Origin of the sequence: Frateuria terrea, from assembly GCF_900115705.1 — a bacterium.
Lineage (GTDB): Bacteria > Pseudomonadota > Gammaproteobacteria > Xanthomonadales > Rhodanobacteraceae > Frateuria_A > Frateuria_A terrea.
This window is the reverse complement of sequence record NZ_FOXL01000005.1, coordinates 264,779-288,208: the sequence shown is the minus strand read 5'-3', so window position 1 is coordinate 288,208 and position 23,430 is coordinate 264,779. Positions and strand designations below refer to the sequence as shown.

Annotated in this window: 18 protein-coding genes and 1 pseudogene; 11 read left to right on the top strand and 8 right to left on the bottom strand. The window is 69.2% G+C overall.

Annotation, left to right across the window (positions count from 1 at the left end; all coding sequences use genetic code 11):
- The first annotated feature begins 68 nt into the window (after nucleotides 1-68).
- From rpsF to BMZ38_RS10410, 5 genes are all read left to right on the top strand, one after another.
- Entirely contained in the window at nucleotides 69-503 is a 435-nt protein-coding gene (rpsF, locus tag BMZ38_RS10430) for a 30S ribosomal protein S6 (RefSeq protein ID WP_091337114.1), read from the top strand.
- A gap of 17 nt (nucleotides 504-520) precedes the next feature.
- On the top strand, nucleotides 521-751 hold the full coding sequence (gene rpsR / locus BMZ38_RS10425; protein WP_091337112.1) for a 30S ribosomal protein S18: 231 nt from the start codon (nucleotides 521-523) through the stop codon (nucleotides 749-751).
- A 202-nt stretch (nucleotides 752-953) separates the two neighbouring features.
- Entirely contained in the window at nucleotides 954-1,403 is a 450-nt protein-coding gene (gene rplI, locus BMZ38_RS10420) for a 50S ribosomal protein L9 (protein ID WP_091337110.1), read from the top strand.
- 247 nt (nucleotides 1,404-1,650) lie between these two features.
- Entirely contained in the window at nucleotides 1,651-2,346 is a 696-nt protein-coding gene (locus BMZ38_RS10415) for a VIT1/CCC1 transporter family protein (RefSeq protein WP_091337108.1), read from the top strand.
- Nucleotides 2,347-2,419: 73 nt separating this feature from the next.
- Nucleotides 2,420-3,268 carry a DUF3014 domain-containing protein gene (locus tag BMZ38_RS10410; protein WP_091337105.1) on the top strand — a complete coding sequence of 283 codons (849 nt, stop codon included), beginning with the start codon at nucleotides 2,420-2,422 and terminating at the stop codon, nucleotides 3,266-3,268.
- Between the two features lie 22 nt (nucleotides 3,269-3,290).
- On the opposite strand, the gene BMZ38_RS10405 is transcribed toward BMZ38_RS10410, so the two are convergent.
- Nucleotides 3,291-4,190, bottom strand: a complete 900-nt coding sequence (locus tag BMZ38_RS10405; RefSeq protein ID WP_091337103.1) for an NAD(P)/FAD-dependent oxidoreductase — start codon at nucleotides 4,188-4,190, stop codon at nucleotides 3,291-3,293.
- Between the two features lie 338 nt (nucleotides 4,191-4,528).
- On the opposite strand from BMZ38_RS10405, the gene BMZ38_RS10400 reads away from it, so the two are divergent.
- On the top strand, nucleotides 4,529-7,123 hold the full coding sequence (locus BMZ38_RS10400) for a response regulator (protein WP_175483785.1): 2,595 nt from the start codon (nucleotides 4,529-4,531) through the stop codon (nucleotides 7,121-7,123).
- A 273-nt stretch (nucleotides 7,124-7,396) separates the two neighbouring features.
- Nucleotides 7,397-8,668, top strand: a complete 1,272-nt coding sequence (locus BMZ38_RS10395) for a GGDEF domain-containing protein (RefSeq protein WP_091337099.1) — start codon at nucleotides 7,397-7,399, stop codon at nucleotides 8,666-8,668.
- Nucleotides 8,669-8,719: 51 nt separating this feature from the next.
- Here BMZ38_RS10395 and BMZ38_RS10390 read toward each other — a convergent pair whose 3' ends face one another.
- Nucleotides 8,720-10,933, bottom strand: coding sequence for a putative bifunctional diguanylate cyclase/phosphodiesterase (locus BMZ38_RS10390; RefSeq protein WP_091337097.1), 2,214 nt, complete (start codon nucleotides 10,931-10,933; stop codon nucleotides 8,720-8,722).
- 96 nt (nucleotides 10,934-11,029) lie between these two features.
- Nucleotides 11,030-13,957, bottom strand: coding sequence for a PAS domain-containing protein (locus BMZ38_RS10385; RefSeq protein WP_175483786.1), 2,928 nt, complete (start codon nucleotides 13,955-13,957; stop codon nucleotides 11,030-11,032).
- Nucleotides 13,958-14,161: 204 nt separating this feature from the next.
- On the opposite strand from BMZ38_RS10385, the gene BMZ38_RS10380 reads away from it, so the two are divergent.
- The gene (locus tag BMZ38_RS10380; protein WP_091337092.1) at nucleotides 14,162-14,749 is read left to right on the top strand and encodes a YceI family protein; all 588 of its coding nucleotides are present in this window, start codon (nucleotides 14,162-14,164) and stop codon (nucleotides 14,747-14,749) included.
- A 381-nt stretch (nucleotides 14,750-15,130) separates the two neighbouring features.
- Here the strand turns inward: BMZ38_RS10380 and BMZ38_RS10375 are convergent, their stop codons facing one another.
- Nucleotides 15,131-15,580, bottom strand: a complete 450-nt coding sequence (locus BMZ38_RS10375) for a cupin domain-containing protein (RefSeq protein ID WP_091337090.1) — start codon at nucleotides 15,578-15,580, stop codon at nucleotides 15,131-15,133.
- A 129-nt stretch (nucleotides 15,581-15,709) separates the two neighbouring features.
- On the opposite strand from BMZ38_RS10375, the gene thpR reads away from it, so the two are divergent.
- Nucleotides 15,710-16,285 (top strand): RNA 2',3'-cyclic phosphodiesterase, encoded by a 576-nt coding sequence (gene thpR, locus BMZ38_RS10370; RefSeq protein WP_091337479.1) that lies wholly within the window; start codon nucleotides 15,710-15,712, stop codon nucleotides 16,283-16,285.
- An 8-nt stretch (nucleotides 16,286-16,293) separates the two neighbouring features.
- Nucleotides 16,294-16,491 (top strand): hypothetical protein, encoded by a 198-nt coding sequence (locus BMZ38_RS10365; RefSeq protein ID WP_091337088.1) that lies wholly within the window; start codon nucleotides 16,294-16,296, stop codon nucleotides 16,489-16,491.
- Between the two features lie 4 nt (nucleotides 16,492-16,495).
- On the opposite strand, the gene BMZ38_RS10360 is transcribed toward BMZ38_RS10365, so the two are convergent.
- From BMZ38_RS10360 to BMZ38_RS10345, 4 genes and pseudogenes are all read right to left on the bottom strand, one after another.
- Nucleotides 16,496-16,915 (bottom strand): PepSY domain-containing protein, encoded by a 420-nt coding sequence (locus BMZ38_RS10360; RefSeq protein WP_245747306.1) that lies wholly within the window; start codon nucleotides 16,913-16,915, stop codon nucleotides 16,496-16,498.
- 250 nt (nucleotides 16,916-17,165) lie between these two features.
- Entirely contained in the window at nucleotides 17,166-19,889 is a 2,724-nt protein-coding gene (locus tag BMZ38_RS10355) for a M14 family zinc carboxypeptidase (RefSeq protein WP_091337086.1), read from the bottom strand.
- Between the two features lie 202 nt (nucleotides 19,890-20,091).
- A pseudogene (gene xth / locus BMZ38_RS10350) lies at nucleotides 20,092-20,874 on the bottom strand (exodeoxyribonuclease III); the annotation flags it as partial.
- A 10-nt stretch (nucleotides 20,875-20,884) separates the two neighbouring features.
- Nucleotides 20,885-22,147 carry a phospholipase D-like domain-containing protein gene (locus tag BMZ38_RS10345; protein ID WP_091337475.1) on the bottom strand — a complete coding sequence of 421 codons (1,263 nt, stop codon included), beginning with the start codon at nucleotides 22,145-22,147 and terminating at the stop codon, nucleotides 20,885-20,887.
- Nucleotides 22,148-22,363: 216 nt separating this feature from the next.
- Between BMZ38_RS10345 and BMZ38_RS10340 the strand changes: the two genes are divergently transcribed.
- On the top strand, nucleotides 22,364-23,416 hold the full coding sequence (locus tag BMZ38_RS10340) for a mechanosensitive ion channel family protein (RefSeq protein WP_245747307.1): 1,053 nt from the start codon (nucleotides 22,364-22,366) through the stop codon (nucleotides 23,414-23,416).
- Nucleotides 23,417-23,430 lie beyond the last annotated feature (14 nt).

Here is a 23,430-nt window from a genome sequence, read left to right as displayed (position 1 = left end):
CCTCACCGCATCCGGCGGGAGGCTGCGAGGCCCCGCGAGGGCCGCATCCACAAGGAGCCAACGCCACAATGACCATGCGTCATTACGAAATCGTGTTCCTGGTCCACCCTGACCAGAGCGAGCAGGTCCCGGCCATGATCGACCGCTACAAAGCGCTGATCGAGGCCGACGGCGGCAAGATCCACCGCCTGGAAGACTGGGGCCGCCGCCAGCTGGCGTACCCGATCGAGAACCTGGCCAAGGCGCACTACGTCCTGCTCAACATCGAAGTGGGCCAGAACGCGCTGAACGAGCTGGAGTCGGGCTTCCGCTTCAATGACGCGGTGCTGCGCCACCTGGTGGTCCGCCGCGACGAGGCCGACACCGAGCCGTCCTTCATCCTGAAGTCCAAGGAAAAGGATGACGCCAAGTCCACGCGTCGCCGCGACGACGATGGCGACGGTGACGACCGTCCGGCGCGCCGCGAGCGCGACGACCGCGACAACGATCGCGACAGCGACTGATCCAGGAGCATTGACCCATGTCCAAGTTCTTCCGCCGCCGCAAGTTCTGCCGCTTCACTGCCGAAGACGTGAAGGAGATCGATTACAAGGATCTCAACACGCTGCGCCAGTACGTCACCGAGAACGGCAAGATCGTGCCCAGCCGCATCACCGGCACCAAGTCGCGCTACCAGCGCCAGCTGGCCACCGCGATCAAGCGCGCCCGCTTCCTGTCGCTGCTGCCGTACACCGACAACCACGACGTCTGAGCAACCGTCCTTCTCCCCTGCGGGAGAAGGCGGGATGAGTGGCGAGGCTTGCGGGCAAGCCTGATCGAAGCGCATCGCTTTGCTCGGGTTCGGCACAAGCCGCTCCTTTACTTCCTCTCCCTGAGGGTGAGGGGCTCAAGACAACTTCGGACAACCGTCCACGGCTGCGCCGGCTTTCCGGTGCTAACGAAAAGGAAAAACCATGGAACTGATTCTTCTCGAGAAAGTCCGCAACCTCGGCAACCTGGGCGACAAGGTCAAGGTGAAGCCGGGTTACGGCCGCAACTACCTGCTGCCGCAGGGCAAGGCCGTGCCGATCACCGCCGCCAACCTCGAAGCCTTCGAGAAGCGCCGCGCCGAGTACGAGGCCAAGGCCAACAACCTGCTGTCCGACGCCGAAGCCCGCAAGGCCAAGCTGGAAGGCGCCGAGGTGACCATCACCGCGCACGCCAGCCCGGAAGGCAAACTGTACGGCTCGGTCGGCCCGCGCGAGATCGCCGAGGCGCTGGAAGCGGCCGGTCAGAAGGTCGGCAAGGGCGAAGTGATCCAGGGCGAAGGCCCGATCCGCAACACCGGCGAGTACGAGGTGGTGATCAGCCTGCACGCCGACGTGCAGACCCAGGTCAAGGTAATCGTGGTCGGCGAGAAGTAAGCCGATACGTCACTGCAGTAAGGCAAACGGGCGCCCTCGGGCGCCCGTTTGCGTTGCGGGTCTTCTCGGGGCCGTCTCCGGTGGGCGTGGTCGATCAGGGGATGGCAGTTCCTCCGCCAGCGTGCGGCCATGCTGCCCAGGCGGCACTGCCCAGCCCGCAAACCAGAGGCGGCCGTTGAAAGCGCGGCCGCGCGACAGCGGCTTCCGGGCGGTTATGCTCGCACCCATGTCATCGAGGGGAACGCGTATGCGCCGCCACCACCACCCGGAACGCCATCGCACCGGACACATGGGTTGGCTGCGCGCGGCCGTGCTCGGTGCCAACGACGGCGTCGTCTCGACGGCCAGCCTGTTGATGGGCGTGGCCGCCGCGCACGCCGACCGCCGCCAACTGCTGCTTGCCGGCGCCGCGGCGCTGGTGGCCGGGGCGATGTCGATGGCGGCCGGCGAGTACGTGTCGGTGCACTCGCAGGCCGACAGCGAGCAGGCCGAACTGGCCCGGGAACGCGAGGAACTGGCCAACGACACCGATGCCGAGCACCGCGAACTGGCGACCATCTACGTCGGCCGCGGCCTGGAGCCGGCGCTGGCGCGGCAGGTGGCCGAACAGTTGATGGCGCACGACGCGCTGGATGCACACGCGCGCGACGAGCTGGGCATCACCGAGGTGTTCCGCGCGCGCCCGCTGCAGGCGGCGGCTGCCTCGGCGGCGAGTTTTGCGGTCGGCGCTGCGGTCCCGCTGCTGGTGGTGGCGCTCGCGCCCGTGGCCATGCAACTGGCGCTGGTGTTCGCCATTTCGCTGGCCTGCCTGGCCCTGCTCGGCGCTGCGGCCGCGCGCATGGGCGGCGCGGCCGCCGTTACCGGCGCCTTGCGCATCGCCTTCTGGGGAGCGCTGGCCATGGCGGTGACCACCGGCGTGGGGCTGCTGTTCGGCGGTCCGTGACCCTCGCGGGTTGCGCATCGGCGCCGGTGGCGTTATCCAGGGCGCAGGCAAATCGGACAGCTCGGGTGCTCAATTGAAAAAGAAGCGGTCTTCGGTAGGGCAGTGGCTCGTGTCGGGCGTGGTGGTGATCGCGGCCATCGCCGTAGGCGTGTTCCTCTGGCGCAAGGCGACCCAGGCCGGGGGCGAGCGGGCACCTGCGGCGCTGCAGGCCCCGGCGGGCACGGCAGGCACCGGACCTGCCCACGCCTCCACCGCGATCCAGCATCCGATCGCGCAAGCTAGCCCGGCGTCCGCATCGACCGCGCCGTTGCCTGCGCTGGACGCGAGCGATGCGAGCGTTGCCGATGCGCTGCTGGCGCTCGCCGGCGGCGATGCGCCGGGCAGCATGCTGCATCGCGACCAGGTCATCCGCCGCATCGTGGCGACGGTCGATGCGCTGCCGCGCCAGAGCGTGGGCACCAACATCCTGCCGGTGAAGGCGCCCAAGGGATCGTTCGTCGTCGAGCAGTCCGGTGATTCCATCACCCTTAGTCCGCGCAACACCGAGCGTTATGCGCCCTACATGCGGGTGCTGGAACACGCCGATCCCAAGGCGCTGGTGGCCTGGTACGTGCAGTACTACCCGTTGTTCCAGCAGGCCTACCGCGACCTCGGCTATCCGAAGGGCTACTTCAACGATCGCCTGGTCACGGCGATCGACGACATGCTGGCGGCGCCGGTGCCCGATGCACCGGTGAAGCTGGTGCAACCGAAGGTGTTCTATCGCTACGCCGACCAGGACCTGGAGGCGCGGTCGGCCGGCCAGAAGATGCTCATGCGCCTGGGCGCGGACGACGAGGCCCGCGTGAAGGCCCGGTTGCGGGAGATCCGCGCGCTGCTTACCGGTGCGGCGTTGCCGGCGCGGAGCGCCTCGGTGCGCTGACCCGCGCGGCGGCGGTGGCCGATCAGCAATAGTTCGCTTGCAGCCTTCGATGCACGGCGGTTGCGGCGACCGCTGCATGCCCCACGGCCACGCTGATCTGGTTCAGTGCGCTGACCACGTCGCCGATCGCATAGATGCCGGGCACGCTGGTCTGCAGGTGATCGTCCACCACCAGCGCGCCCTCCGGGTCGAGCTTCGCCCCCAGTGCTGCAGCCAGGCCCGACTGCACGTCGGCTCCCAGCACCGGATAGAGCGTGTCCAGGCGCAACCGGCGCCCGTCGGCGAAATCGACCACGCAGGCGCCGTCGGCCAGGACGAGATGCTGCGGGCCGGGCCATAGCTGCACGCCGCAGTCGGCGGCGCGCTGCTGCATGCGTTCATCCCAGGGCGCGTCGTCCGCGGCCAGCGCGCAGACGTGGCGCGAGAAGGTGCGCAGGAAGGCGGCGTGTCCGATCGCCGCCTCCGCGGGAGCCAGCACACCGATCACGTCATTGCGCGCCTCGTACGCGTCGCACACGGCGCACAGCCGCACCGTGCCGGATCCGATCGCCCGCTCCAGGCCGTCGAGCGCCGGCAGGCGATCGACCACGCCGGTTGCCAGGATGACCGAGCGTGCCCGCCAGTGGCGCTCGCCGTCGCTGGCGGTGAAGCCGCCAGCGTGTCGGCTGAGCTGGGTGATCCGCGTGCGTACCTGTGGCACGCCGTAGGTGTCGGCCTGCAGACGGAATCGCGCCAGCAGTTCGTTGCCGGCCACGCCGAAAGGAAAGCCTGGGCAGTTGTGGCTGGCCGGAATCCAGCGTGCGCGGCTGGCCCCCGCGTCAGCCAGCAGGATGTGGCGACGGAACCGGGCCAGGTAGGTGGCTGCGGTCAGGCCGGCCGGACCGGCCCCGACCACCAGGCAATCGAGCAGTTGTTCGGACATGCGGGTTTGCCGATGGTGCGACAGTCCGGGTCGTGACCGCGTGAAGCGCCAAGCGACCCCGGCAAGGCCGCCCTCACGGGCCCTTGCCGGGCCGGCGACAGCGGGCGCCCCATAGTGTGATGTGCGTCACGGGATTCGCCCTGAGGCAGGTTGCCCGGGCTATCGGCGAACCGAATGCACAGGACGGACGGTCGACAGGGAGTTTGCGGGGGAGACGTCCGCAGAACTAGGGCGACCACCAGACACCACCGCGCATGGAGGCCCGCAAGGAGTGGTCTTTGTCAGCATCCTCCACGTCAGCGTCAGCACGGGACGATTTTCCTGCCGGTAGCGGAGAGATGACGGCGCGCATCCGTGCCTTCGACTGGACTGGCACGCCGCTGGGGTCCTTCGGCGATTGGCCGGGCTCGCTGCGCACCCTCGTGTCGATGATGCTCGAGAGCCAACTGCCGATCGCGCTCGGCTGGGGGCCTGGGCTCACCTGCCTCTACAACGACGCCTACCGGCCGCTGCTGGGCAGCAAGCCGGAGGCGCTGGGTCGCCCGTTCCGCGAGGTATGGCCCGAGGCGCGCAAGATCACCGAGCCGGTCATCCTGCGCGCGCTGGAGGGCAAGCCCAGCTGCTTCCGCGATGCCCGCTTCAACCTGCAGCGGCATGGCTACCGCGAGCGCGCCTACTTCGATTACTGGGTCGGTCCGGTGCGCGACGAAAGCGGCCAGGTCGTCGGCTTGATCAACGAGGCCATCGAAACCACCCAGCGGGTGCTGGCCGACCGGCGCCAGCGATTCCGCACGCGACTGGGCGATGCGCTGCGCGACCTGACCGATCCGCGCGCGGTGATGGCCGCCGCTGCGCGCCGGCTGGGCCGTCACCTGCGCGCCGATCGCGTGGGTTATGCGGAGCTGGACGAGACCGGCGAATACTTCACCGTCGAGCGCGACTGGGTCAGCGGCGACATGCCTAGCGGGGTGGGGCGGCATCGCCTGAGCGAGTTCGGGCCCAGGCTGGTCGCCGAGGCGCTGACCGGCGCGGCGATCCGCATCGGCGATCCCTTCGAAGACCCACGCGTGGACCCGGAAGAGGCGAAGGCCCACCACGCATTGGGTGGCCTGCGCGCGAGCCTGACCGTGCCGCTGGTCAAGGACGGCCGGCTGGCGGCCTTCCTCTCCGTGCAGCAACGCCAGGCACGGCGCTGGACCGATGAAGACGAGGCGCTGGTGCGCGAGGTGGCCGAACGCACTTGGGCAAACGTCGAACGCGCCCGTGCCGAGGCGGCGCTGCGTGCCACCAGCAACCGGCTCAAGCTGATCCTGGAGAGCACCACCGGCTACGGCATCCTGACCATCGACCTGCACGGCCGGATCACGCTGTGGAACCCGGGCGCCGAGCGGCTGCTGGGCTGGTGCGAGGAGGAGGTGCTGGGCCGGCCGGCGGATATCTTCTTCACGCCGGAGGAGCGCGCCCAGGGCATTCCCCAGCTGGAAATGCTGCGCGCCGCCGAGAGCGGGCGTGCGGCCGACGACCGCCAGCACGTGCGCAAGGACGGTTCGCGCTTCTTCGCCAGCGGCTTGATGATGCCGCTGCGCAACGGTGGCGGCCGGCTGCTCGGTTACCTCAAGGTGCTGCGCGATCGCACGCTCGAGCACCAGGCCAAGGAGGCGCTCGAGCGCGGCGTGGCCGAGCGCACCGCCGAGCTGGCTGCGACCAACCGCCAGCTGCTGGCGCAGATCGAGGAGCGCGAACGGGTGGAGGCCACGCTGCGCCAGATGCAGCGGCTCGAAGCCGTCGGCCAGCTGACCTCCGGCGTGGCGCACGACTTCAACAACCTGCTCACCGTGATCAGCGGCAACATCGGCATTCTCGAACGCGCGCTCAACGCGCCCGGCGTCGACCCGCGCCTGCGGCAGCGGCTGGGCTACATGCGCGATGCCGCCACGCGCGGCGCCAAGCTCACTGCGCAACTGCTGGCGTTCTCGCGGCGCCAGCGGCTGGAGGCCAAGGCGGTCGACCTGAACGCCATCGTCGCCGGCATGCGCGACCTGCTGCAGAGCTCCATGGGCGGTTCGGTGCAGCTGACGATGAGACCGCAGGCCTCGCTGTGGCCCGCGCTGGTCGATCCCACGCAGATCGAACTGGTGATCCTCAACCTGGCGATCAACGCACGCGACGCTTCGCCGGTCGGGAGCGAGCTGATCGTGGAAACCGCGAACGTGGCGTTGCGCGAACCGGCCGCCCGGCCGGAGGAACCCGGACCGGGCGACTACGTGATGGTCGCGGTCACCGATCACGGCAGCGGCATGGCGCCCGAAGTGCTGGCGCGCGCGTTCGAGCCTTTCTTCACCACCAAGGAGGTAGGCAAGGGATCCGGCCTCGGCCTGGCCCAGGTGTACGGGTTCGCCAAACAGTCCGGCGGCGGCGTGCAGATCCACACGCGCCTGGGCGAGGGTACCTCGGTCAGGGTCTTCCTGCCGCGTGCGGCCTGCGCCACGGACGAACCGGAAGAAGCGCCGCTGCTGCTGCCTTCGCCGCACCGTGGCGCGCCCCGGCAGCGCATCCTGCTGGTCGACGACGACACCGACGTGCGCGAGGTGACCGCGGCGATCCTCGCCGAGCGCGGCTACGAGGTGATCGAGGCCGGCAGCGGCGGCTCGGCGCTCGACGTGCTCGAACGCGAGGGCGCCACCGTGGACTTGATGCTGGTGGACTACGCCATGCCCGGCATGAACGGCTCGGAGGTGGCCCGCGAGGTGCATGCCAAGCGGCCTTCGCTACCGGTGTTGTTCCTTACCGGATACGCCGATTTCGCCGCCTTCAAGGAAATCGGCGACGAGCGCATCGTCAGCAAGCCCTTCCGCGACGAAGACCTGCTGGCCAAGGTGGAAGTGGTGCTGGGCATGGCCAGGCAGGATGGGGCGGCGCGACCGCGTGCGTAGGCCCGCACCGGCACGGCCTTCTGCCTGCGCGGGCCGATATAACGTCCCCGCGTGCAGGCGCTGTCCGTCGTGCTTGCCCGGGCGGGTTGGCAGTCGCGGCGCGCATTACGGGCGGAAGCGAGCCGGAACTCCACCAACCGTCCGGGCGGCAAGACCTGCATTGCGCGTTGCATCCGCGAGGCAGCAAGCTCAAGCTAGCCTGCATAACGCCGATACAGCGATCTGGAGCCTCATGCCCGGGCGATACCCGGGCGCTTGCGGAGAGCCTTGGGTTTGAATCTTTCCGTTGTTCCCGACTTCCTCTCGATCGGCGGCCTGGTGCTGGTCTTCGCCGCGCTGCTCAAGCGCACCCGACAGATCCGGCCGCGCTACTGGCTGGTCGGATGGGCGATGATCCTGGTGCACATCGTCGCGCAGTTCGTCCAGCGCAACCTGGCGCCGGGCGCGGCCTCCGACGCGGCGCTCGCGGTGTCGCTGTCGATGCTGCTGTTGACCAGTGTGGCCTTCATCTGGGCCGGCTCCGACACGCGGCTGGCCTGGTGGCACGACCTGGGCATCACGTTGCTGGCGGCGGCGCCGGACGTGGCTTTCTTCGTGCTCGCCTCCTACGGCATCGAGGCGCCGCTGCCCTATCTGGCCTGCACCGCCCTGGGCCTGGCCTCGACCACCTGGGTGTTCCGCCGCGACCGGCGTAGGCCGGACTGGTGCGTGCCGGTACTGGTGGGCATCTATGCGTTGCAGGGTGTGTTCGCCTGGCATGGCGCGATCGACCAGGCACTCAACTGGATGTTGTTCTGGCACTACCTGGCGGTGGCGTTCTGCTTCTACCGCGGCGCGGCTTCGCCGTCGGTGGGCTCGGTGTTCACCACGGTGAGTTTCGTCGCCTGGGCGGCGGTGTTTCCCGTTTCCGCCGTGCTCGATCCCTGGCTGGCCGGCTGGGGCATCGAGAACGAAGCATGGAACCTGCCCAAATTCCTGGTGGCCACCGGCATGATCTTTACCCTGCTGGAGGAGCAGATCGGCCACGCCGAGCACGCCTCGCAGCATGACGCGCTGACCGGCCTGCCGAACCGGCGCGTGTTCACGCACCGGCTGGAGCACGCGCTCAAGCGCGCGCGTGAGAGCGGCGGGCGGATCGCCATGCTGGTGATCGACCTCAACGACTTCAAGCGCATCAACGACACGCTCGGCCATGCGGCCGGCGACGCGCTGCTGCATTTCGTGGCGCAGCGCCTGCAGCAGGGCATACGCACGGGTGACACGCTGGCGCGATTGGGCGGCGACGAGTTCGCCGCGATCCTGCCGGAGGTCACCGACCGCATGGCCGCGCAGGCGCGGGCCGATCGCCTGGCGCGCGCCTTCGATGCCAGCACCGAATTCCAGGGGCAGCGGCTGTCGATCGGCGCCAGCATCGGCTTGGCGCTGTACCCGGACGACGGACAGGACGAGACGCGGCTGTATGCCGCCGCCGACCGCGCGATGTACGCCAGCAAGCTGGCCGTGCGGCCGGGCCAGGCGGACGGCGGGGATCCGGAGCCGGCGTAGCGCCGTCGCATGGATCTCGCCGCAGCGGGCTGCCTGCCGCTCGCGATGTTCCTAGTCGCCCGAGGAATTCCTGTCGCGCGAGGATGCATCGCGTGCGCCCTGGGCATCGTGTGTGTTGCGCTGCGCCTGCGGCAGTGCGCGCGCCTGCTGGTGTTCGGTCAGCCAGCGGCGGAAGCCGGGCTCGTCCACCGGGCGGCAGATCAGGTAACCCTGCAGGCCGTCGCAGCCGAGTCGTTCCAGCGCGAGCCGCTGCGGCACGGTTTCCACGCCCTCGGCCACTGCGGCGATGCCGAGCCGGTGCGCCACGTCGACGATGAAGCTGGCCAGCGGGTTGGCGCTGTTGGGCGTCAGTTCGCTGACGAAGGCGCGGTCGACCTTGAGCACGTCCAGCGGCAGTCGCTGCAGGTAGCTCAGTGAGGAATAGCCGGTGCCGAAGTCGTCCAGCGCCAGCCGGAAGCCGGCCGCGGAAAGTTGCCCGAGCGTTTCCAGTGCACTGTCGAAGTCGCGCAGCAGCGCGCTCTCGGTGAGCTCCAGGGTCAGCCGAGAGGGCTCGATGCCGGCCGCGCGCACCTGCGCCTCCAGTTGGGTGGCGAACCGCGGGTCGTTAAGCTGCCAGGCGCTCACGTTCACCGCCAGGCGCCCGCCAAAGGCCACGCCGTCGCGGTCCCAGGCGCGGATGTACATGCAGGCCTGGCCGATCACCCAGGTGCCGAGCGCGTGGATCAGGCCGGTTTCCTCGGCCAGCGGGATGAACACCGTCGGCGACAGCTCGCCCAGCTGCGGGTGCTGCCAGCGCAACAGCGCCTCGGCGCCGATCAGCTCACCGCGCCGGTTCACCTGTGGCTGGAAGTGCAGCGCGAACTGGGTGGGCATGCGCTCCTGCTCCAGCGCCGTGCGCAGGCCGCGCTCGAGCGCCAGTCGCGTGTCCGCCTCCTGCTGCATCGGTTCGAGGAACAGACGCACCGCATTGCGGCCGGCGGCCTTGGCGCGGTAGAGCGCGATGTCGGCGCGGCGCAGCAGGTCGGCCACGTCCTGCTCGCCGGCCGGGAACAAGGCCACGCCCACGCTGGCGCCAACCGCCAGGATGCGGCTGTCCACCGCCACCGGCTCGGCCAGTCGCGCGACCATGCTTTCGGCCACCCGATGCGCCTGCGCCTGCACCGCCGCAGCCGTGCCCGCGAGAGGCCCCAGCACCAGCACGAACTCGTCGCCGCCCAGCCGCGCGAGCACCGCATCGGACGGCGCGGCGGCGAGCAGGCGGTCGGCGATCGCTTCCAGCATGCGGTCGCCGATCGGGTGGCCCAGCGCATCGTTGATGGTCTTGAAGTTGTCCAGGTCGATCAGCAGCACCGCCCCATGCTGGCCGCGGGCCAGCGTCTCGGTGTGCAGCTCGGCCAGGTGGTCCAGCGCGCGCAGGCGGTTGGGCAGGCCGGTGAGGCTGTCGTGGTAGGCGACGTGGCGCAGGCTGAACTCGGCCTCGCGGCGGATGTGCGCCTCGGCCTCGAGCCTGCGCGTGGTCTGTTCCAGCTGAACCGTGCGTTGGTGCAGCTGGGTGGCCAGCGACACGCCCATCAGCAACACGAACGGCAGGAACGAGAAGGCATCCAGGTAGGGATAGCGGTGGCCCAGGGCATCGACCACGATGTCGCCCCACAGCAGGGCGGCGAACTGCGACAGCAGGCAGATTGCCAGTAAAGCCCCACGCAACCGTTCGCGGCCACGCATCTGCGCCACGGCCAGCGACAGCGCCCACAGGAAGGCGACATAGCTCAGCGCATGGAACAGCAGACCCCAGTTCGAGGCGCTGCCGGCCAGGTCATAGAGCCGCTCGCCCCAGGGCAGCGCGATGCCCGGGCCCGGTATCACCCGGGTGAAGAACACGGTGCCCGGCAGGTCCAGGTTGAGCCAGGTGAACAGGCCCACCGCCGCGCCGACCGCCAGTTGCAGCCGCGGCTGGGCCGCGCCACCGGTATAGGCGCGGATGAAGACCACGAAGGGCAGGAACGACACCGCCGCCGCCCCGATCATGGTGCGCAGTGCCGCGGTCGCCACCGTCACGTCGGTGGCGGTGTGCAGCAGGGCATTGGCGAAGGACAGGGTGGCGACGCAAAGGCAGAGCATCGCGTAGGACAGGTACACCGCCTCGCGCCGGCGCCACAGGCCGACGACGGCAAACTGCGTACCCGAGGCGAGCGCGACGCCGGCGATGGCTACCAGCGCGGCGGTGTAATAACCAAAGGTGATGGAGCCTGCATCGACCATCATGCTCCCCTGCATGAAAGGGCTGCCCGCGCACCATAACCGAACTGCGATGGGTCGCACAGCAGCCTGCGCCTTGGCCTGGCGGGAGGCGAGGTCGCCTCACACGGCGCTTTCCGTAGCCTGGCGTTCCCCGCCGCCAGCCTCGCCTGGCTGGTGCAGCGGCGCCTCGATGGTGCAGACCACGCCGCCGGCGGCGAACTGCAGGATCACCCGGCCGCCGATCTCGTGGCGCAGGCCGCGCTCGATCAGCCGCGAGCCGAAGCCGCGCCGCGCCGGTGGCACCACCGCGGGGCCACCGGATTCGACCCAACGCAGTCGCAGGCTCTCGTTCGCGGTCCAGCCGATGTCGACCCTGCCGTCCCGGCTGGACAGTGCGCCGTACTTGACCGCGTTGGTGCCCAGTTCGTGCAGCACCATGGCAAAGGCCAATGCATGCCGCGGCGGTAACCAGACCGGCGGGCCGCTCGCATACAGCCGCTCGCGGCGCTGGTCGCGGTATGGCGCGATGGCTTCCTGCACGATGGCGGCTAGCGACGCGCCACTCCAGCTCTCGCGGGTGAGGATGTCGTGTGCACGCGACAGCGCCATCAGGCGCCCCTCGAACTGCTCCCGCGCCTGCTCAGGATCAGCGCCGGGACGGAAAGTCTGCATCGCCATCGACTGCACCGTCACCAGGGTATTCTTCACGCGGTGGTTGAGTTCGTGCAGCAGCAGCCGCTGGTGCTGTTCGTGGCGTTTGCGCTCGGTGATGTCGTTGAAGATCACCGCCACGCGCCGGCGCGTGCCGTCGTCCAGGCGGCAGGCGTAGACGTCGAACACGCGGCCGTGGGTGATCAGGCCGTGCTCGAAGCGGAACGCCTCGCCGCTGTCGATGATGCTGTCGAAGGTGCCGTACCAGGACGGCGCCGCGTCAGGGAACACCTTGCGCATGGTCCGGCCGACCACTCCGCCGATGCCGGTGTGCCTGGCGAACGCCGGGTTGGTCACCAGGTAGCGGTAGTCCGAGGGCTGACCAGGCGCGGTATCGACCTTCTCGATCAGGCAGAAGCCCTCGTCGATGGCGTCGAACAGTGCGCGGTAGCGCTGCTCGCTCTCGCGCAGTGCGCGTTCGGCGCGGGCGCGCGCCACCGCCGCCCAAGTGCGCTCGGCGACCTCGCCGAGCAGGGCGACTTCCTCGTCGCGCCAGTGCCGCGGCCGACTCTGGTGGACATAGAAGGCGGCCACGAAGCGGTTGCCCTTGACCAGCGGTACGCCCACGCCGGCCCGTACGCGGCCGGCCCCGGCGTAGGCCTGCTCGGCACCGCGCGTGCGCGCGTCCTCCAGCGTGTCGTCGAGTACCACGGTCTGGCCGGCGCGGTACTGTGTCACTACCGCTTCGCCGAATTCAGCCAGCTGCGCGCGCCCGGCCAGGCTCGGCATCACGCCGTCGGTCCAGTCGCGCTCGACGAGAAAGAACTGGCCGCAGTCGGTCACCTCGCCGTAGCCGCAGCGTCCCACGCGCAGGTGGCGGCCCACCATGTCGCTGACCGTCGCCATGAGCACCCCGGCGTCGTTGAGGCCGCGGATGCGGTCGCCCATCTGCAGCAGGAAGGATTGCCGCGCCTCGCCCTGGCGCAGGCGTTCCTCCATGCGGCGGCGCTCGCTGATGTCGCGCGACACGCCGACCACGCGCTCGACCCCGCCCTCGCCGCCGCGCACGGGTCCCCACACGAACTGGTAACAGGCTCGCGTGCCGGCGGGGCTGGTGAATAACACCTCGTCCTCGATTGTCTGACCGGTTTCGAGGATGCGCTGGATATGGCCGTCCAGGCGCTGCGCCAGCGCACGCGGATAACCCAGTTCGCGCAAGGTCCTGCCGATCGGATCGTGCTCCGGGCCGAACAGCTCCCGCGTTGCGCGGTTGGCATAGGCCAGGCGGTGCTCGCGGTCGAACGCGTAGACGTAGTCGCAGATCGAATCGAGCACCGCGCCGAGCAGGTGAGCCTGCGGTTGCGGGGCCTGCTCCTCCTCTCGCGGCCATCCGCCCGTGTTGGCGCCGACGGCCTCGCGCAGGCGTGCCATCAGTGCCTGCTGATCGCTGTCGAGTTGGGCCTGCGCCTCGCTGGCGCTGCGCAGGCGAACCAGTTCGGTCAGGTCCTCGGCACGCTGGATGATCAGCGCGACCTCCCCGCGCTGATCGAGCACGGGCGTGTTGATGACGCTCCACCAGCGCGGTCCCGGGCCGCCGGGCAAGCCGTGCTGCGCCACCATCGACGGGCTGTCCGGGGTGCGGCGGACGAGCACCCGCTCCAGCGACGCGCGCAATGGCGGCTCGATCGACCCGCCGTTGGGCCAGCGCGCGAACAATTCGAAGACCGGCCGCCCCAACAGCCTCTCCGGCGGTTCGCCGCTGGCGCGCAGCATCGCGTCGTTGGCCGCGACCACGTGGAAGTCCGGAGGGGCGAGCAACAACAGGGGCGCCGGGGCTGCCTGGAACAGCGCACGGAAGTCCGTACCCAGGCCGGCATCATTCGTCAGCTCGCGCAGGCGTTGCCCGGCACGGACCCGCGCGGTGTTTTCGATGGCGGTGTGCAACGCACCGCCGACCCCACCATAGCGGTCACGGATAGCGGAAAAGCTGAAGGTGAAAAAGCGCTCTACCGGTGCGCCGGCCGGTCCGTCCAGCAACACCGGCCAGTTTTCCGCCAGGGTGGGCTCGCCGCTGGCGAACACCCGGTCGAGCATCGGACGGATCAGTTCGCGCGCGTCGGGCCAGTTCTCGAACACCGGACGGCCGAGGATGGCCGGATGCCGTTCTCGCGCAATCGGGCGATAGGCGTCGTTGTACAGCTGCAGACGCTCATCGCCCCACAGGATCGCGGTGGGGATGGGCGAGGCCAGGCAGATGTCGAGCGCGGTGCGCAGGTGCGGCGGCCAGCCGGCAATCGGGCCCAGCGCGGTGGCGGCCCAGTCGTGCCGGCGGATGCACTCGGCCATTTCGCCCGGGCCCACCGGCCAGGAGGAAGAGTGGCGCGTGCTCTGAACCATGAAAGGCTCCGGTGCCGACCGCATCGGCATCATGGCAGCATGCATCTTCCGTAAAAAGCTGACGCGGAAGGTTTTTCCGTACGCAGGCCGATGCGGCGGAAGTGACCTCCGGTCTCCCCGGTTGCTCGAGGGTATGTCGATTCCCGCCGTGCCTGCCCGTCATCCCCACGAAGGCGCCGCCGGCGCCGGCCACCAGGAACCGCCATGCACGTTTCGCTTCGCCTCGTCCGCCGCCTGTTGCCCTTGGTGCTGCTGCTCTCCTTCGTCGCCTCGGCCGCGTCGGCGCGCTACACGCTCGACCCCGATCACACCTATCCGAGCTTCGAAGCGGACCACATGGGCATCTCCACCTGGCGCGGCAAGTTCAACCACAGCCAGGGCTGGGTCGAGCTGGACAAGGCCGGCGGCAATGGCGCGCTCCAGGTGAGCGTCGCGCTGGACAGCATCGATTTCGGACAGGAGCCGCTCAATGCCTGGGCCCGCGGCAAGGATTTCTTCGACGTCGCGCACCATCCCCGCGCTGTCTTCAAGGGGCGCCTCGCCGGCTTCGTCGATGGCGCACCGACGCGCGTGGAAGGCACGCTGAGCCTGCACGGCGTTACCCGTCCGATCGAGCTTCGCATCGACCACTTCAAGTGCATGCCGCATCCGATCCTCAAGCGCGAGTGGTGCGGGGCCGACGCGCTGGGCAGCTTCGACCGCAGCGCCTTCGGGCTGGATGCCGGCAAGCACTACGGCTTCGACATGCAGGTGGCCCTGCGCATCCAGGTCGAGGCGCTGCGCGACAAGTGACGCACGCTGCGCGATTCCTCGCCGGCGCCTTCACGCCGCGGCGGGCACGCTCCGATCCGTTGGCGCATCGCACTTCCCTCGCCGGTGGTGGCACCCCGGCTCCCCGCACCCCCCTTGCGGTGGCCCTTGGCTGAGCCAGGGCAGGGAGGCGCGATGCGCCGCGCGGCATCGCGCAGCCCGCTATCGCGCAGACAGGCGCTGCATCAGACAACGGCTACCTCTATGGCGCGTTCCTGCCAACGACCGCGCCGGGCGGCGACAGTTGCTGCAGCGACCACTGCCGCGAGACGCCCGCGTCGGGCCACCGCGATCCATGCGGTTGCGGGCACGAAGCCTGACATGGCCATCCCGGGGCCGGCGACGATGGCCTGGAATGGCGCCCTAGTAGGGCGTGCCGTCCTTGTGGGTGTAATCGCCGTCGCCTTCGACGTACAGGTCGATGTCCGGGTAGTGGCAGGCGTCGTCGGCCGAGCGCGTGCCGATCTCCAGATAGACGGCCGTTTCGTTGCCGCGGTTGATCAGGTGGTGCCCGTCGGCGACGTTCTTGGCGAAGGCGGCGCAGTCGCCCGCGCGCAACGGCTGCTCGCCGGCCTCGGTGACCAGCACCAGTTCGCCCGACAACACATAGACGAACTCGTCCTCCCGGCTGTGCCAGTGGCGCTGGCTCGACCAGCCGCCGGGCGGCAGGCGGCTCAGGTTGACGCCGAAGTCGGACAGGCCGCCGGCATCGCCCAGCGCCTGCTTGATGCGGCCCGCCGCGGCCTGCGCGTAGGGGGCGGGATAGCCCGAGCCGCGGCGCTCGGGAACGCTGGAAGTGTCGATCTTCGGCATGGGAAGGCTCGCTGATGGGATCGGCTATTGTGCACCGCTTCGGCACACGCCCACGTGCGGGCGTGCAGCGCGCGGGCTGTACCACGGCAGGCTTCTACAATGGTGGCCCCTTGCTTCGTGCCGGTTCCCATGCAGCAGACTTCCCTGGACGGCCTTGCCGCGCCCCATCCGACCGACCGCCTGTTCTTTGCCGTGATGCCGCCGCCGGCCTCGGCCGCCCAGCTGGCGGAGCTTGCCGCCGACCTGCGCGGGCGCCTGGGCCTAAAAGGCCGGCCGCGGCCGACCTCACACCTGCACGTGACGCTGCATCACCTGGGCGACTTCGCCGGCGTTCCGCAGCAGCGAGTGGATGATGCGCGCGCCGCTGCGGCCGGCATCGCGATGGGCGCGTTCGAAACGTGCTTCGATCGCGTGGCCAGTTTCGCCGGCCGCCCTGGCAAGCACCCGTTCGTGCTGCTTGGCGCAGGTGCGGCGACCGGCCTGGCCATGCTGCATGCAGGGCTGGGCGCGCGGCTCGCCGTCGCGGGACTGGGACGGCGCGAGCGTGCGTTCGTGCCGCACGTGACGCTGCTGTACGACGCCCGCCGCGTCCCGGCGCAGCCGGTCGAGCCGCTCGGCTGGACGGCACGCGAGTTCGTGCTGGTCCACAGCCTGCTCGGACGCACCGAGTACCGCGTGCTGGGGCGCTGGGAACTGGTCGGCTAGGCGTCTCGATGCGCACGCGGCGGCGACAATCGCCCGGCTACGGTGGCGGCATGAAGAACAAGGGCAAGCGCCGGCGCGGATTGATCCTGCTGCTGGTGGCACTGCTGGTGCTGCTGGTGCTGGGCGCGCTGCGCTGGCGGCACCAGTTCCGCTCGGCGCCCACGGACCAGGCGCTCAACCCCGCTGCGGGCGCGCCGGCGCGCTGAAGCGTCAATCCTCGCTATCGATCACGTGGCCGTTGGCCGGATCGACGGTCAGTTTCACGCGGTGGTCGTTCTTGTCGTCCGCCTTGGCATGCCACACGCCGTCGTCGAAGTCGACGTCGTGCACGTTGCTGTAGCCCTGCGTGGCGAGCGCGGCGCGTACGTCGTCCTCGCTCAGGCGCGAGACCTCCTTGTCCGGGTACACCTTGCCGGTCTTCGGATCGACGCGCAGCTTGACGTCGCTGCCATCGGCGCTGTCCGCCTTGGCGCGCCACACGCCGCCGTCGAACTTGAGGTCGTCGATGTCGGTATAGCCCTGGTGGATCAGCGTCTGGCGTACCTGGGCCTCGGTCATCGCCTGCTGCGCCAGCGCCGCGCCGGAAGCGCCCAGGGCCAGCGCGAGGGTCATCGAAGCGAATTTTTTCATGGCCGTTCCTCGGTCGGGGTCATGCGCTCGAGTTTTCGGGCGCCAACGGCAATGGGCGATGAAAAAGCCGTGAGCGGGGGCTGCGGTGTTCAGGCAGGCGTGTCTTCGAGAGCTCTCCCTCGAGGCGAGGGTTCGGACTTGGCCGGTGCTTCGACTCTGGCCTTCGGCCTACGCTCGGCACGAACGGAACTATCCAACCGTTCGCCCTGGGCGTAGGCGCACGGCGCCGAAGTCGGGGGCCGCTTCGGCTTCAGCGCCCCGTGTCCAGCCGATCGAAGTGCGTCAAGGCGTTGAGCACCAGCGGATAGCTTCCCAAAGTCTCCCCGCGCCAGATCGGATTGCCGGCGAACAGCAGCACGTGACCCATGCCGTAGCGCGCGTCGACCACCGCCGCGTGCTCGGCCATCTCGCTGCCGCCGTCGAGCAGGCCGGAAATCAGCAGCCGCTTGGCGTCGGCGAAACGCAGGATCACCCGTGGGCGCTGGCCTTGCGGAATTACCCACGGATTGTTGTAAGCCTGGTCCTCGTTGAGCGGCAGCGCCTGCCACGGTTTGGCATCGGGCAGCGCGGGCGGGGCGGCGAACGGGCGGCCTTGGGGAGCATCCTTGTCCCGGGGGCCGCCGCGCCCGGTCGGGCGTTCGGCATCACGGGCGCTGGGCAGGCCACCGTCGCCGGTCACCAGGTTGGACACAGTGAAGGACTGGCCGTCCGAGCTGTACAGCGCCAGGTGGTCGGCGTAGCCGGCGGCGATCGGGCTGTCGCGGTCGACGACGTCCGCCTGCAGCACGCTGCCGACCACCTTGAGCTTGGTCGTACGCGTGGTGAAGACGCCCGGCGCCAGCCCGGCGTCGATGGCGAACTGCGCGGTGTCCTCGGCGGTGACCAGCAGGCCGCCCTCATGCACGAAACGCTTGAGCTTGGCCAGGCCCGCTTCTCCCAGGCCCGGGCGGATGTCCGGCGTGCTGTCGATGTGGCCCAGGTTGGGCGTCAGCGCGCTGGTCTGCCAGGGCATCGGATTGCCCCACATCGGCAGGCCGTCGACGATGCGGCGCAGGCTGGCGCCGCCGATGGGGGCGAACAGGATCGCGTCGTACCTCGCGCGCAGGTCGCCCATGCGCGCGACGTCCTGCGTGCTGATGTAGTCGTAATGCAGGCCCAGCTGATCCAGCGCCATGCGCCACCAGCCCCCGGTCTGCGTGCCGAACCAGGTGTGCATCAACGCAATGCGCGGCAGCTTGCCGTTTGCCACGTCGACGCCGGCCAGACCCGCCGGCACGTCCACCGGCTTGTCCAGCCTCGCCATCGGCGTCTTGAGCACGTCCGGGGCGGTGACGCGCACCACCTGGACGTCGAACAGATCGCCCATCGACCAGCCGGTGTCGTCGTAGGGATGCTGCTGAGGGTCCTTGGGCGACCAGTACTGCCTATCGAGCAGGGCGTCGGCGATGCGCGAGTAGGGCTGGTCCATGCGAATGACGTAGCTGCCGGCGGGAAAGCGGCGCGTCTGCTTCTTGCCGTCGGCGCCGGCGGGAAGGATCACGCTGAAAGGCGCGCTGGCGCGGCTGATCTCCACGTGCTGGCGCTCGAGCACGCGCAGCAACTGGGCCTGGGTGCCGCTGCGCTTCTCGTCGCCCGGCAGCACGTAGGCGGCAGGGCCCGCCTCGGTGGGCTTCTCGATCGAGCGCTTGGCCTTCAGGTAGAAGTTCTTGAGGAACGCCTGGCTGTTGTGCGCGAAGTAGTCCAGCGCCGTGAGCACGCCGGCCTGCTCGTAGTTGTTGTTGTCGCGCTGCGACCAGGTCACCTCCGGCAGCGGCGGGTTGGGGCGGTACCAGGTGCGCTCGTATTCGGACGGATCGAGGATCCGCTTGCGCGTGTCGGCGCCGCCGTTGCCGAAGGTCTCGTACAGGCGGCTGATGCCGTTGTGCATGGCGGCGATGAACATCAGGTAGCCGGGACTCCAGGTGTCGAAGTCGCCATGGGTGAACACGCCGGGCAGGCCCAGCTGGGTCATCTTCTGCACGTTGTCCCAGCCCAGCTGCTGCCATTCGCCGGTGAGGATCGGATCGATCCACGCGTTGTACGGGCCGTCGCCGACGGTATTGTCGTAGAGGAATGGCACCGACTCGTGCAGGTCGTGCAGTACTTGCGCATGCCAGCCGATGAAGGTGTCGGCGACGTTGCGGGTGAGCGCCAGGGTCATGCCCATGGCGTCGCGGTTGTTGTCGTGCGCGACGTAGTGGCCCCAGTAGAGCAGGTGCGGGTAATCCTTGCCGGGGTTGGCCTTGTGCCAGTTGTAGAGGTCGACCATGCGGTCGCGGCCGTCCACCTCGACGATCGGCGTGATCAGGGTGATCACGTGCGAACGGATGCTGCGGATGTACGGGGCGTCGTCCACGGCAAGGCGGTAGGCAAGCTCCATCAGCGCGGTGGGTGCGCCGGTCTCGGTCGAGTGGATGGAGCCGGTGAGGTAGTAGACCGGCGTGGTCTGCTTGACCAGCGCATCGGCCTTCGCGTCGTCCATGCCGATGGTGCGCGGGTCGGCCAGCTGCGCCAGGCGTGCGTCGTTGGCCTGGAGGTTGGCCAGCAGCGCTTGGTCGGCGATCGCCACGGCGATCATCTCGCGGCCTTCCTCGGTCTTGCCGATGGTCAATACCTTCACGCGGGGACTGGCGCTATCAAGGGCCCGGAAGTAGCGGTAGACGTCGGCCGAGTAGGGCAGCCAATCGGCCGCGCCGGCGATGTGGCCGAGCACCTGCAGCGGCGTCGGTACGCTGGATGAGGCGGGCAGGTAATCGGTCAGCGGCGTGTTGAAACTCGCATCGGTGGTGAACTTGCCGATCTGCGCGGTGTAGGCCCGGTCGATCGGTTGCGCCGGATCGCGCGCGTAGGCGCCGGCGGCGAGGGTATCGGCAGCCTGGGCGGCCAGGCAGGAGGCGGCCAGCGCGAAGCCGGCGAGGCAGGGCAGGAGGCGCATGGATGCTCCAGGTGCTAGGACGGGGCCACTCTGCCATTGCCGGGTGGCGCAAGGGTAGCCACCGCCGGGCAAACGCCCGTGACGGCAGGCCGAACGCAGTTCCACGATCATCCAGGGCGAGCGGGGCCGGCCGTTGCCCCCGGTGCGACGGCCATGCAAGGGCCGCGCGCGCGTCCCGGGCTCAGCCGGCCTTGCCGTGGCCGAGGGTGATCCAGGTGGGCGCGTGGTCGCTCGGATGCGGCAGGGCGCGTACCCAGCGATCGACGCCGGCGTCCTTCAGCCGCGGGGCCAGCGCACGGTTGAGCAGCAGGTGATCGATGCGCAGACCCGAGTTGCGCTCCCAGTGCTGGCGGAAGTAATCCCAGAACGTGTACACCCGTTCCTCGCCGAACTGCTGGCGCAGCGAATCGGTCCAGCCCTGCGCCAGCAGGTCTGCGTAGCGCTCGCGGCTTTCCGGCTGCAGCAGGGCGTCCTTGCGCCAGGAGCGCGGGTTGTAGATGTCTTCGTCGGTGGGGACCACGTTGTAGTCGCCGGCCAGTACCACCGGATGCTCGCTGTCGATGAGCCCCTGCGCGTACTCGATGAAGCGGTCGAACCAGGCCAGCTTGTAATCGAACTTCGGCCCCGGCTGCGGGTTGCCGTTGGGCAGGTAGAGGCAGCCGACGATCAGGCCGTGCGCAGCCGCTTCCAGGTAGCGGCTCTGCGTGTCCCCGGAGTCGCCCGGCAGGCCGCGGCGGCTTTCCAGCGGTTCCATGCCGCGGGCCAGGATCGCCACGCCGTTCCACGAACGCTGGCCGTGCCAGATCGCGCCGTAGCCAGCATCGCGGATGGCCTCGGTAGGGAAGGCCTCGTCCGGCGCCTTGAGCTCCTGCAGGCAGGCGACGTCCGGTTTCTCGCGTTCGAGCCAGGCCAGCAGCGAGGCCAGTCGCGTACGCACGCCGTTGATATTGAAGGTGGCGACCTTGAGCGGTTTGCGGGCGGGCATCGGCATCCTCCTAGTACTGGGTCGCGCCCAGCGCGGAGAGCCAGTCCAGCACGCGGCGCGTCCACGGGCGGTGTCGCCATTGCTCCAGGGAGAGCTCCCTTGACTGACCGATGTCGCGCTCGACGACGGCTGTCATCTTGGCGGCGAAGCCGCGGTCGAACACCAGCACGTTCGATTCGTCGTTGAGGCTGAAGGAGCGGTTGTCGAAGTTGGCGCTGCCGGCGATGGTGAGATAGTCGTCCACGATCATCAGCTTGTTGTGGAACATCGCCGGCTGGAAGCGCCAGATGCGCGCGCCGGCCCGCAGCATCTCGCCCCACCGGGTCTGCGACGCGTTCTTGATGAGCTCGCTGTCGACGTAGGGACCGGGCACCACCAGGCGGATGCGCACGCCGCGCCCGAGCGCGCGCTTCAGGGCGGCCATGGTGAGTTCGTCGGGCACGAAATAGGCTGCCTCCAGATCGATCGACCGGCGCGCGCCGTCGATCGCCATCAGGTACATCAGCTGCAGGTTCTCGCTGCCGCCCTCGGGCGAACTGGCGACCGTCTGCACGGCCACGTCGCCTGCCGCGGGGACCTGCGGGTAGTACTGGGCGCCCAGCAGGGCCTGGCCGGTGGTGGCGATCCAGTTGTCCTCGAACACCGCCTGCATCTGCAACGCGCCGGGACCGATGACGCGGATCTGCATGTCGCGCCAGATGCCCGGCTTGTCGCCGTGGCCGTTCCATTCGTCGGCGATACCCACACCGCCGGTGAAGGCCACCCGCCCGTCGACGATCAGCAACTTGCGGTGGGTGCGGTTGTTGAAGCGGTCGATGTCGTACCAGCGCAGCGGATGGAAGTATTCGAAGTGCACGCCGCCGGCGCGGAGTGCCTCGACCACGTCGTCATGCATCCTGGTCGAGCCGACCCAGTCGGCGATCACGTGCACTCGCACGCCGGCGCGGGCGCGCTCGGTGAGCGCCTTGACGAACTCGTCGGCGACGTGGCCCGACCAGTAGATGTAGGTCTCCATGTCGACGCTGGACTGCGCCGAGCGGATCGCCTCCAGCATCGCCGGGAAGATTTCCGCCCCGTTCTGGAAATCCTCCACCGCGTTGCCGTCGACGATGGTGGGCCCGAGCAGGTTGCCGATCTCGCGGCGGAACTGCGGGCTGTCCACCGGGCTCAGGGGGCCCAGCGGATGCACCAGTTGCTGGGTCTGCGGAATCAGGTTGAGCGCCAGCACGCCGATCACCAGCGCCGCAAGGGCGCCCAGGCCCACCCACACCAGGCGCCGCTTCCAGTCGGGTCGCGGTGGCGAGCAGATGTCGCCGGTGCTTACGGGTTCGGCCGGCATCGCGTCTCCTGGGGCCACGGTGTGATGCAGCACGGGGGCTACCGGACTCATCATCCGGTACCGGCGTGCAGCGAGGGTCAATGCCTTCACCTGACCGGCACCGCCGGGGTTGTCTGCTGTGCCGCGTTGCCGGGTTCCATGGGAGTGCGCATGACCGACAAGGCGGTACGCAGGGTGGAACGCCGCGCCGATGTGCGCCGTGCGCTGGCCACCAGCACGGCCACGCATCACAAGCACAAGCGCCCGGTGCGCTCGGAACACAAGCTCTGGTTGGGTATTTACGCGCTGGTGCTGGCCGCGCTGTGCGTGCTGTTCTATCTCCTGCGGCTGGAGTTCTTCGGCATCCTCGGCCGCTACCTGCCGCTGGCCCGGCGCGCCACCGTGGGGGCGATGGCGATCGTGCTGACGCTGTCGGCCTCGCGGCTGGTTCAGGCCCTGGCGATCGAACGGGCGCAGACGGCGGTGACGCGCTACAACCTCAAGCGCATCCTGCGGCTTGTGCTCTCCATCGTGCTGGCGCTGATCGTGGTGTCGGTGCTGTTCGCCAACTGGTACGCCGCGGTTGCCTCGCTGGGGCTGATCTCGCTGGTGCTGGGCTTCGCGCTGCAGACGCCAATCACCAGCTTCATCGGCTGGCTCTACATCCTCGTGCGCGAGCCCTACCGCGTGGGCGACCGCATCCAGATCGGCGATGCCACGGGCGACGTGATCGACGTGACCTACCTCGACACCACGCTGTGGGAGGTTGGCGGGCCGTACCTGTCCTCCGACCATCCAAGCGGGCGGATCATCAAGTTCCCCAACGCCAACGTGCTGACCACCGCGGTCTACAACTATTCGTGGCCGGTGTTCCCGTACGTGTGGAACGAGATCAAGTTCCAGGTCGCCTACGACTGCGATTTCGCCTTCGTGGCGCAGGTGATGCGCGAAGCGGCCGAGGAGGAGCTGGGCGAGGCGATGCTCGAGCGCGTGCGCACCTTCCGCGAGGTGCTGGCGAAGACGCCAGTGGACGAGTTGCAGGTGAACGAGCGGCCATCGGTGCTGTTCCGCATCGACGCCAATACCTGGGTCGACGCGATCGTGCGCTACGTGGTCGATCCACGGCAGGCCGGCAGCGTCAAGACGCGCCTGATCGGCACCATGTTGGCGCGCCTCAATGCCGAGCCGGAGCGGGTGAAGTTTCCGAAAGGGGACAACCGCTAGGCAGGTACCCTCGT

What these genes read in the sequence shown, in the direction of transcription:
- BMZ38_RS10385 (WP_175483786.1), bottom strand. Translation starts at nt 13,957, where the DNA reads ATGGTTCAGAGCACGCGCCACTCTTCCTCCTGGCCGGTGGGCCCGGGC.
- BMZ38_RS10360 (WP_245747306.1), bottom strand. Translation starts at nt 16,915, where the DNA reads ATGAAAAAATTCGCTTCGATGACCCTCGCGCTGGCCCTGGGCGCTTCC.
- BMZ38_RS10365 (WP_091337088.1), top strand. Translation starts at nt 16,294, where the DNA reads ATGCGCACGCGGCGGCGACAATCGCCCGGCTACGGTGGCGGCATGAAG.
- BMZ38_RS10400 (WP_175483785.1), top strand. Translation starts at nt 4,529, where the DNA reads ATGACGGCGCGCATCCGTGCCTTCGACTGGACTGGCACGCCGCTGGGG.
- BMZ38_RS10340 (WP_245747307.1), top strand. Translation starts at nt 22,364, where the DNA reads ATGACCGACAAGGCGGTACGCAGGGTGGAACGCCGCGCCGATGTGCGC.
- BMZ38_RS10415 (WP_091337108.1), top strand. Translation starts at nt 1,651, where the DNA reads ATGCGCCGCCACCACCACCCGGAACGCCATCGCACCGGACACATGGGT.
- BMZ38_RS10375 (WP_091337090.1), bottom strand. Translation starts at nt 15,580, where the DNA reads ATGCCGAAGATCGACACTTCCAGCGTTCCCGAGCGCCGCGGCTCGGGC.
- BMZ38_RS10380 (WP_091337092.1), top strand. Translation starts at nt 14,162, where the DNA reads ATGCACGTTTCGCTTCGCCTCGTCCGCCGCCTGTTGCCCTTGGTGCTG.
- BMZ38_RS10405 (WP_091337103.1), bottom strand. Translation starts at nt 4,190, where the DNA reads ATGTCCGAACAACTGCTCGATTGCCTGGTGGTCGGGGCCGGTCCGGCC.
- rpsR (WP_091337112.1), top strand. Translation starts at nt 521, where the DNA reads ATGTCCAAGTTCTTCCGCCGCCGCAAGTTCTGCCGCTTCACTGCCGAA.
- BMZ38_RS10355 (WP_091337086.1), bottom strand. Translation starts at nt 19,889, where the DNA reads ATGCGCCTCCTGCCCTGCCTCGCCGGCTTCGCGCTGGCCGCCTCCTGC.
- rpsF (WP_091337114.1), top strand. Translation starts at nt 69, where the DNA reads ATGACCATGCGTCATTACGAAATCGTGTTCCTGGTCCACCCTGACCAG.
- rplI (WP_091337110.1), top strand. Translation starts at nt 954, where the DNA reads ATGGAACTGATTCTTCTCGAGAAAGTCCGCAACCTCGGCAACCTGGGC.
- BMZ38_RS10390 (WP_091337097.1), bottom strand. Translation starts at nt 10,933, where the DNA reads ATGATGGTCGATGCAGGCTCCATCACCTTTGGTTATTACACCGCCGCG.
- thpR (WP_091337479.1), top strand. Translation starts at nt 15,710, where the DNA reads ATGCAGCAGACTTCCCTGGACGGCCTTGCCGCGCCCCATCCGACCGAC.